The following is a 9,453-nucleotide window of genomic DNA, read 5'->3' as shown; positions in this document are numbered from 1 at the left end:
GACGGGGTGCGGTTCCTGCGCCGTGCCGGGGACTACCACGTCGTCGGGTACGGCGAGAACATCGATGTGCCGACGATCGACGTCATCTCGGCGGAGATCAACTTCGTCGGCAACCTCGTCGGCTCCTACAACGACCTGTGCGAGCTGATGGTGCTGGCGGCGCGGGGACACGTGCGGCTGCACACCAGCAAGTACCCGCTCGACCGCTTCCAGGACGCGCTGGACGACCTCGACGCCGGGCGGATCCGAGGCCGCGCGATCCTCGTCCCGTAGGGGGATCTTCGACCACGCCGGGAGGGAGCGCCCGGCCGGGCCCACGGGTCCGGTCGGGCCCGCGGCGGCACGCCGGGTCCGCCCGAGGTGAGGGGCGGTCCGCGTCGAGGGGACGGACACCGCCTCCGCCGGAGGGCGGAAGGGGAGGTCCGGCGTGCCAACCGCGCCCGTTCGCGTGCCGCCGGTGCGTGTCGCCGGTGCGCGGCGGTGTGTCCTGGCACGGGTGTTGCGTTCCGGTCGCGAGGGGGCGTCCCGGCACGGGCGTTGCGCTCCGGTCGCGGGCGGGGGCGTTCTGGCACGGGCGGTGCGTCTGGGTTGCGGTCGGTGTGTTCGGATTGCGAGCCGGGTTTCCCGGCGCGGGCGGTGCTCCCGGTCGCGGGCCGTGGCCTGGCACAGGCGGGTGCGGCCCCGGCCGTGCACGGGTACGTCCCCGGCGCAGCGGCGGTCCGCTCGGTGGGGGCCTTGGTTGGAAAGCGCTTGCCTTGTAACGTGGGTCACCCCCGCTGTTCAAGGAGGCGTGCCCATGGGGATCCCCCCGCGTTCCGTCCGAAGAACGAGTCCGCTGCTCGCGGGCGTATGTGCCCTGGTGATGGCCGGAAGCTCCGCCGCTCTGGCCGAGCCGGACACCGGTTCCGGCGTCCAGCTCGAACGGCTGGACCGCGGCCTGATTGCGGTCGACACTCCGGAAGGCGTTTTCCTGAGCTGGCGCCTGCTCGCCTCCGAGGTCGACGGGCACACCGGCTCCGGGCTCCGGGGCCCGCAGTTCCGGGTGTACCGGGATGGCCGGGTCGTCGGGATGGTGCGCGACAGCACCAACTTCCTGGACGAGGAGGGGAGAGCCGACTCCGAGTACCGGGTGGTCCCCGTCCCCCGGGGAAGGCCCGGCGTCGGCCCCGAGGGCGAGGCCGCCGTGTGGGCCGAGGGGCACCACGACCTGCCGCTCCGCAAACCCGAGGGCGGCACCACCCCGGCGGGGGAGGAGTACGGCTACACCGCCAACGACGTCAGCGTCGGCGACGTGGACGGCGACGGGCGGTACGAGTTCGTCGTCAAGTGGGACCCCACCAACTCCAAGGACGTCTCGCAGCGGGGCTACACCGGTCCGACGTACGTGGACACCTACACCCTGGACGGCGAGCTGCTGCACCGCATCGACCTGGGCGTCAACATCCGGTCGGGCGCGCACTACACGCAGTTCGTCGTCTACGACCTCGACGGCGACGGCCGTTCGGAGATCATGCTCAAGACCGCCCCGGGCACCCGGACGCTGACCTTCGACGGGAACGGCGGAGCGGCCGGGGACCACATCACCCTGCCGGACGAGGACGTCGAGGCCGGGGTCGATCACGGCGACGACTACCGGATGAGCGCCGAGGACTACCGCGAGCACGTCGTGGAGGTGTTCCGGGGCTGGCACGGGCACCCCGAGGTGGTGGCCGGGAACTGGCCCGCCATCCTGGAGGAGGCCTTCGGCGGGGAGCCCAGGTATGACTACCCCCTGAGCGAGGAGGACGCCGGGGCCCTCGCGGACTTCTTCCTCGACGAGTACGCGCCCTCGCGCAGCGCGCGCAACGAGCTGCGCGATTTCGAGGGCTTCGTCGTGGACGGCCCCGAGTACCTGACGGTGTTCGACGGCGGGACCGGCGCGGAGCTGGACACCGTCCGCTACGAGCCGGGCCGGGGCGACGACGGCCTGATGTGGGGCGACTACGCGATGGCGCGCATCGAGCCGGGCAACCGGGTGGACCGGCTGCTGTCGGGCGTGGCCTACCTGGACGGCACCCGCCCGTCGGCGGTGTTCGCCCGGGGCTACTACACGCGCTCGGCCGTGGCCGCCTACGACTTCGACGGCGAGGACATCAGCACGCGCTGGATCGCGGACAGCGGGCACGTGCCCATGGACAACCCGTTCGACGCCTCCCCGCACGGCGGTCGGGGCTCCGATCCCGACATGGGCACGCTCGCGGGACAGGGCTTCCACTCCTTCGGCGTGGCCGATGTGGACGCCGACGGCCGACAGGAGGTCGTCTACGGCTCCGCGACCCTGGACGACGACGGGTCGCTGCTGTACTCCTCGCACGCCGAGGGGCCGCCCGGGAGCGCCATCGAGGGCCAGACGACCAAGCTCGGGCACGGCGACGCGATGCACGTGGGCGACCTCGACCCGGAGCGCGAGGGCCTGGAGGTCTGGACCGTGCACGAGGGCGGCGCGAGCGCGCCGTACGGATTCGCGATGCGCGACGCCGCCACCGGCGAGGTGCTGTTCGGCGGGTACACGGGCACCGACACCGGCCGGGGCATGGTCGGCGACGTCGATCCGGACGTCCCCGGTCTGGAGGCGTGGTCCTCGATGCCGCCCGGAGGCGGGGGCGAGGCGGGCCTGTGGAGCGCGGACGGCGAGTTCCTGGGCGACCGCACCCCCGGGACGAACATGAGCATCCGCTGGTCCGCCGACATGACCACGCAGATCGTCGAGGGTACCGAGGACCCGAGGATCGAGGACTGGCGGCGCGGCACCCTGCTCACCGCCGAGGGCACGCTCACCAACAACGGGACGAAGGGCAACCCCGCCCTGGTCGCGGACGTGCTCGGCGACTGGCGCGAGGAGCTGGTCCTGCGCACGGAGGACAGCGGCGCGTTGCGGATCCTCACCAGCACCGAGGTGACCGGACACCGGCTGCACACCCTCATGCACGACCCGCAGTACCGGGTGGACGTGGCCCGGCAGCAGACCGGCTACAACCAGCCCGCGTACACGTCCTTCCACCTGGGCGCGGACACCGACTGGGCGCGGGTGGAGGTTCCCGAAGCCGTCTACCCGGAGTAGGAGCGGGCAGGCGCGTGCCCCGGCGGCACGGCCGTCCGGGGCACGTTCGCATCCGGGTGCTGGGGTGCGTGTCCACAGGCGGTACCGGTTCGACCCGATCCGCTCCGCCGCACGCCGCAGCCGCACCGGGCGCGGCGGGAGAGGGGCGGCCTCCCGGAACCATCGCGCCTTCGAGGGCATCGTCCCCGCACCGGCAGTAGCGGCGGCCGGGGTCGGCGCGGACACCCTCAGTCTGAGAGCGCGTCCCCGTGCTGGCGGCGACCGGGGGCGGCGCGGACACCCTCAGTCCGAGGGCGCGTGCCCGTGCTCGTCCCCGCCCTCGTGCCCGAAGGCGGGCAGGCCGCGGGCCGCGGTGGTCAGCGCGGTGCGCAGCAGCGGCCCCACTCCCTCCGGCGGAAGGCCGCGCCCGTCGTCCCCCAGGCGCGCCCGCTCCTCGGCGGCCAGGCGCAGCGCCGAGTTGAGGGTGGCCGCCTGGACGCGGACGGGCAGGCTGTCGGGGGACTCGCCGGTGCGGTCGGCGATGATCCGGGCGAAGACGGACTCGGCGGCGTGGTGGACCTCCAGCCACACCGCCATGAGCGCCGGTTCGGTGCGGGTCATCCGGATGAGGTCTGCTACGGGCCCCTCCACGACCTGCGGCTCGCCGTCGAAGAACCGCTCCCGCTCCAGGTACTCCAGGAGGGGGACCCCGGGAGGGCAGGCGCGCAGGCGTTCGGCCATGTGTTCCAGGCCCGTCGTCAGCAGCGGCCGGACGCAGCTCTCCTTGCTGGGGAAGTAGCGCCACAGCGTCCTGGTGGAGATGCCGAGCGCGTGCGCGATGTCGTCGCCGGTGGTGCCCGACACCCCGTTCTCGGTGAACAGCCGCACGGCCGCGCGCGCGATCTCCGTGCGCACGATCTCCCTGCGCCGCTCGGTCATGGGCGGGCGGCCCCGCCCCGAGGGTGCGCGGGGCGTCTGCGCGGACGGTGTTCCCGGCACGACCGCCCCCCTCCCGTGTCCGCGGCGTCTGGGCGTGTCCACTCTACTGACGTCCGGACCAGGCAGAACAATATTTGTCTCTGAGCGACAAAAAGTCCTACAGTGACAAAAGCGGCCGCCGCGGCCGCCACCAGCGGCAACGAGAGGGCTTCCCATGACCGGCCTGGGCCTGAAGGACAAGAACGTCATCGTCACCGGAGGCGGCTCCGGCATCGGCCGCGCGAGCGCGCTGCGCTTCGCCAAGGAGGGCGCCGGGGTCCTGATCGCCGACCTCAACGCCGACACCGCGCGGGAGGCGGCCGAGGAGATCCGCGCGGCCGGGGGCACCGCCGAGACCGTGGTCGGCGACCTCAGCAGCCAGGAGGTCGTGGACCGGGTCGTCGCCACGGCCGTCGAACGCCTCGGCGGTGTCGACGTCCTGGTCAACAACGCCGGGATCATGGACGACATGTCCGCCACCGCCGACGTCACCGACGCGGTCTGGGAGCGGCTCCTGCGGGTGAACCTGACCGCGCCCTTCCTGCTCACCCGCGCCGTCCTGCCCCTGATGGCGGAGCAGGGCCGGGGATCGGTCGTCTTCACCGCATCGGAGGCCTCCCTGCGCGGCAGCGCCGCCGGGGCCGCCTACACCGCCTCCAAGCACGGCGTGGTCGGCCTGGTCAAGTCCACCGCGGTCATGTACCGCGACAAGGGGATCAGGGTCAACGCCGTCGCCCCGGGCGGCACGGCCACCTCGATCACCGTCGACGTCGCCTCCGCGCCCCACGGTCCGACCACCCTCGGCACCTTCATGTCCAACATGGGCCGCGTGGCGCGGGCCGAGGAACTGGCCGCCGCCGTCGTCTTCCTGGCCTCCGACGCGGCGAGCAGCATCAGCGGCGCGGTGCTGCCGGTGGACAACGGCTGGTCGGCCGTCTGAGGAGGCGACCGCGCGCGGACCCGGCCCCGGGACCGCGACGGCGGCCGCCCCGACGCCTACGCCCCACTTCTTAAGTCAGTCGCTTGACTCAACGCCGCGGCGGACGTTCACTGTACGTGTACGTACCGCTGACGCAGAGGAGTGAGGGCTGTGGGTGCCGACGGGACCGAACCGCTGATGGACTACCCCTTCCCCGGCCCGGAGGCGCTGGAGCCGCCCGCCGAGTGGGCCGAGCTGAGGCGGCGGTGCCCCGTCGCCGGGGTACGGCTGCCCAGCGGCGACCGGGCGGAGGTGGTCACCCGCTACGAGGACGTCAGGCGGGTGCTCTCCGACCCGCGCTTCACCCGGCGGCTCGACGCCGAGGACGCGGCCCGGGTCTCGGCCAGCGCGACGGGCGGCGTGTTCAACAGCGACCTGGCGGCGGCGGTCCCCGACAGCGGGGAGGAGCACCGGCAGTGGCGGCGGCTGGTCGGCAAGTGGTTCACCGCCAGGCGCATGAACGCGCTGCGGCCCGGTATCGAGGCCATGGCCGACCAGCTCGTCGACGGCATGGTCGAGCGCGGCCACCCGGCCGACCTCAGGGCGGACCTGGGCTTCCCCCTGCCGGTGTGGGTCATCTGCGACATGCTCGGCGTGCCGGACTCCGACCGCGACCGCTTCTCCCACTGGTCGGACGCGCTGCTCAACCTCACCCGCTACACCCAGGAGGAGATGGACCGGGCCCAGGCCGAGTTCCTCGCGTACATGGGCGGCCACGTCGAGGCCAAGCGGGCGGAGCCGCGCGAGGACCTGATCAGCTCCCTGATCACCGAGACCGCCGAGGCCGGGTACGACCTGCCCACCTCCGCGCTGGTCGCCACCAGCATGGGCCTGCTGGTCGCCGGGCACGAGACCACCGCCAACATGATCGGCAAGATGGTGGCGATGCTGCTGGACGACCGGAGCCGCTGGGAGAGGCTGCTGGACGACCGGACGCTGGTGCGCTCCGCCGTGGAGGAGGCGCTGCGCTTCGACGCCAACTCCGGGCTCGGCCTGCCGCGCTACATCACCGAGGAGACCGAGATCGGCGGCGCCACCGTCCCCGCCGGGACCACCGTCATGTGCAGCATGGGCGCCGCCAACAGGGACGAGAGCGCGTTCGAGAACGCGGACGAGATGGACCTGGGGCGCGTGCCCAACCCGCACCTGGGCTTCGGCGCCGGGGCGCACTCGTGCCTGGGGCAGGCGCTGGCCCGCACCGAACTCCAGGCCGTGCTCGACGTGCTGCTGCGCAGACTCCCCACGCTGGAGCTGGCCGTCCCCGCGGCGGAGCTGCGGCGACTCGACGGCCTGGTCGTGGGCGGACTGCGCGAGGTCCCGGTCCGGTGGTGACCGTGCCGAGGACGCGGACCGAACGGGCCGACACCACGCGGGAGCTGATCCTGTCCACCGCCGAGCGCCTGTTCGCCGAACACGGCCTGTTCGCGGTGTCCAACCGCGGCATCAGCACGGCCGCCGGTCAGGGCAACAACACCGCGGTCGGCTACCACTTCGGCACCAGGACCGACCTCGTGCGCGCGATCGTGCGCACGCACACCGACCGGCTCGAACCGCTGTGGGCGCGGGCGGTCGAGGAGGCGGGAGACCCGGCCGGGGCGGGCGACTGGATCGCCTGCCTGGTCCGGCCGGTGACCCGGCACCTCGCGGACCTGGGCGTCCCGAGCTGGTTCGCCCGCTTCTCCGCGCAGGTCATGACCGACCCGGGCCTGCGCGTGATCATGACCGAGGAGACGCTCACCTCGCCCCCGCTCGGGCGGGTCCTCCTCGGCCTGCGCGCCAGCCTGCCCGACCTGCCGCCGCGGGTGCGCGCCGAACGCGAGGACATGACCCGCCACCTGATCGTGCACACGTGCGCCGAACGCGAGCGCGCGCTCGCCGAGGAGACGGCGACGCCCCGGTGCAGCTGGGAGGACACGGCGACCGGACTGGTGGACGCGCTCACGGGGATCTGGCTCGCCCCCGCGACCCCGGCCGAGGGGCGCGACCACGCCGCGACGACGAAGGAGGAGCGACCATGAGGGTGACCGTCGACCAGGACTGGTGCTGCGGCGCCGGTCAGTGCGTGCTGCTCGCCCCGGAGGTGTTCGACCAGAGGGAGGAGGACGGCATCGTCGAACTGCTCACCGAACGGCCGCCGGAGAACCTGTACCCGGCCGTGCGCGAGGCGGGGCAGGTCTGTCCCACCGGAGCGATCCACGTGGACGAGGAGGCCTGACCGCGCCGGGCGGGGGGAGCGCGCGTCCCGCGACCGGCCGCGCCCGGTCAGGCTCGTCCGCCCCGCCCGGCCGTACCCATTCCACCCGGCCGGGGCCGTCCTTCCCCGGCGCCGCCGCGGCCGGGGCACGGTCCGAGGAAACACGGGGGCGGCCCGCCATGCTTCCGGCGGGCCGCCCTCCGGCGCCCCGGGTCAGTGGCCGCCGGTGAGGGTCCCGGACAGCTCCCGGTGCAGGTGCGCGCTGGGCCCGTTGAGGCCGGTGATCTCCACCCGCACCCCGTGCCTGCGGAAGTGCTCGGTGACCTGGTCCAGGGCGGCCACGGCCGAGGAGTCCCACACGTGCGCGTTGGACATGTCCACCACCGCCTTCTCCAGACCCTGTTCGGTGTAGTCGAACCGGTTGACCAGCTCGCCGGTGGAGGCGAAGAACACCTCGCCGTTGACCGAGTACACGCGGGTGCCGCCCTCGGGGTCGAGCACGCTGGTGACGTCGGCCTGCATGGCGGCCCGGCGTGCGAAGAGCACCATGGACACCACGACCCCGACGATCACGCCCAGGGCCAGGTTGTGGGTGGCCACGACCACGGCGACGGTGATGGCCATGACCAGGGTCTCGGTCCAGGGCATCCGCCTCAGGGTGGCCGGGGCGACGCTGTGCCAGTCGAAGGTCACGACGGCCACGAAGAACATCACCGCGACCAGCGCCGCGACCGGGATCATGCCCACCAGGTCGCCCAGGGCCACGCACAGGATGATCAGGAACACGCCGGCCAGGAAGGTCGAGACGCGGGTGCGGGCCCCGGACTTGACGTTGATCATGGTCTGGCCGATCATCGCGCACCCGGCCATGCCGCCGAAGAACCCGACCAGCACGTTGGCGATGCCCTGTCCGCGTGCCTCGCGGCCGTGGTTCGAGGCGGTCTCGGTCTGGTCATCGACGACCTTGGCGGTCATCAGCGACTCCATCAGCCCCACCAGGGCCAGGGTCAGCGAGTAGGGGGCGATCAGGACCAGCGTGTCCAGCGTGTAGGGCACGTCCGGGATCAGCGGCACGGGCAGGGTGTCGGGCAGTTCGCCCATGTCCCCGACCGTCTGCGCCGGGACGCCCAGGGCCAGCGCGGCGACGGTGAGCACGACGATGGCCACCAGCGGAGCGGGGACCGCCCTGGTCAGGCGGGGCAGGCCGAAGACGATGACCAGGCCCACGGCCACCATGACGTAGATCGGCACGCCCACGCCCTCCAGGTAGGGCAGCTGGGCCGTGAAGATGAGGATGGCCAGGGCGTTGATGAACCCGGTCATGACGCTGGGCGGCACGAACCGCATCAGCCTGGCCACCCCGAGCAGGCCCAGGGCGACCTGGATGAGCCCGGCCAGGATGGTGGCGGCGATCAGGTGGTCGACGCCGTGCTCCATCGACAGCGGCGCCGCGACCAGGGCCATCGCTCCGGTGGCGGCGGAGATCATCGCGGGCCGCCCGCCCAGGAAGGCGATGGACACGGCCATCACGAAGGAGGCGTACAGGCCCACGCGGGGGTCGACCCCGGCGATGAGGGAGAAGGCGATGGCCTCGGGGATCAGGGCCAGGGCGACGACCAGTCCGGTCAGAACGTCGGCGCGCAGCTGCGCGGCGGCGGGGATCCGGGCCTTGAGTGACCTGGGGGTCTTCACGGGCAGTTTCATGGCACCCATCGGGTTTCGGGCAGCCCACAACGAGGACCGCGGTGTCGGGTCAGGCGTTCGTGCACGGCGCGGACGCGCGCCGGGTGAGGCGGGGGTGCGCTGGTGCGCACGGGGATCCGGGGCGATGTCGGTGACGCCCCGGCGCGGCTTCGTCGCCGCGGGCCCGGCCGTGCCCCTGGGCCGGGCCGGGAAGAGGGTGTGGTGGTCCTCCGCTCGTGCGCGGGTGACGACCCGGAGAAACTCTACTCTTACGTGAGAGTCTGATTCGCTCGCGGCGACTGAGACAACCCTCACACGACGGAAGGGTGCGGCTGTTCCTCCGGGCAGGGGTGGGTGCTCCACTGGTGGCGGCGCACCGTGACCGTCGGTGCGGGTGCGGGTGCGGGTGCGGGTGCGGTCGGGGGCCGCGGGGCCGTGTCCGTGGTCCGCGTCTTACGGGAGCGGTTTCAGCCTGCGGCTGGTGGGGTGGGGGCGCGGTCCATGACGCGCGCCCGGGGGGCGAAGGCGGCCGTGTTCCAC

The 9,453-nt window shown here is 73.1% G+C and carries 8 protein-coding genes; 6 read left to right on the top strand and 2 right to left on the bottom strand.

Annotated features, from left to right (window positions below; translation table 11 throughout):
• Both DQW06_RS04930 and DQW06_RS04925 read left to right on the top strand, forming a co-directional pair.
• A partial coding sequence (locus tag DQW06_RS04930; RefSeq protein ID WP_370449058.1) for a zinc-binding dehydrogenase occupies positions 1 to 273 on the top strand: 273 nt, incomplete at its 5' end.
• A 523-nt stretch (positions 274 to 796) separates the two neighbouring features.
• A complete protein-coding gene (locus DQW06_RS04925; protein ID WP_117198041.1) occupies positions 797 to 3,100 on the top strand; it encodes a rhamnogalacturonan lyase in 2,304 nt (767 codons plus the stop codon).
• Between the two features lie 282 nt (positions 3,101 to 3,382).
• Here DQW06_RS04925 and DQW06_RS04920 read toward each other — a convergent pair whose 3' ends face one another.
• The gene (locus tag DQW06_RS04920; protein ID WP_117198040.1) at positions 3,383 to 4,018 is read right to left on the bottom strand and encodes a TetR/AcrR family transcriptional regulator; all 636 of its coding nucleotides are present in this window, start codon (positions 4,016 to 4,018) and stop codon (positions 3,383 to 3,385) included.
• A gap of 214 nt (positions 4,019 to 4,232) precedes the next feature.
• Between DQW06_RS04920 and DQW06_RS04915 the strand changes: the two genes are divergently transcribed.
• From DQW06_RS04915 to DQW06_RS04900, 4 genes are all read left to right on the top strand, one after another.
• Entirely contained in the window at positions 4,233 to 4,997 is a 765-nt protein-coding gene (locus DQW06_RS04915) for an SDR family NAD(P)-dependent oxidoreductase (RefSeq protein WP_071622581.1), read from the top strand.
• Between the two features lie 150 nt (positions 4,998 to 5,147).
• Positions 5,148 to 6,368 (top strand): cytochrome P450, encoded by a 1,221-nt coding sequence (locus DQW06_RS04910; protein WP_117198039.1) that lies wholly within the window; start codon positions 5,148 to 5,150, stop codon positions 6,366 to 6,368.
• A complete protein-coding gene (locus tag DQW06_RS04905) occupies positions 6,362 to 7,054 on the top strand; it encodes a TetR/AcrR family transcriptional regulator (RefSeq protein WP_117198038.1) in 693 nt (230 codons plus the stop codon). Before DQW06_RS04910 ends, DQW06_RS04905 begins: the two co-directional genes overlap by 7 nt.
• Positions 7,051 to 7,251 (top strand): ferredoxin, encoded by a 201-nt coding sequence (locus tag DQW06_RS04900; RefSeq protein ID WP_013154496.1) that lies wholly within the window; start codon positions 7,051 to 7,053, stop codon positions 7,249 to 7,251. The genes DQW06_RS04905 and DQW06_RS04900 overlap by 4 nt, the downstream gene beginning before the upstream one ends.
• A gap of 192 nt (positions 7,252 to 7,443) precedes the next feature.
• Here the strand turns inward: DQW06_RS04900 and DQW06_RS04895 are convergent, their stop codons facing one another.
• A complete protein-coding gene (locus tag DQW06_RS04895; RefSeq protein ID WP_117198037.1) occupies positions 7,444 to 8,943 on the bottom strand; it encodes a SulP family inorganic anion transporter in 1,500 nt (499 codons plus the stop codon).
• Positions 8,944 to 9,453: the final 510 nt, after the last annotated feature.

The sequence above is a fragment of the Nocardiopsis sp. TNDT3 genome (assembly GCF_003427465.1).
GTDB lineage: Bacteria > Actinomycetota > Actinomycetes > Streptosporangiales > Streptosporangiaceae > Nocardiopsis > Nocardiopsis dassonvillei.
This window is presented reverse-complemented; position numbering and strand designations above follow the sequence as displayed.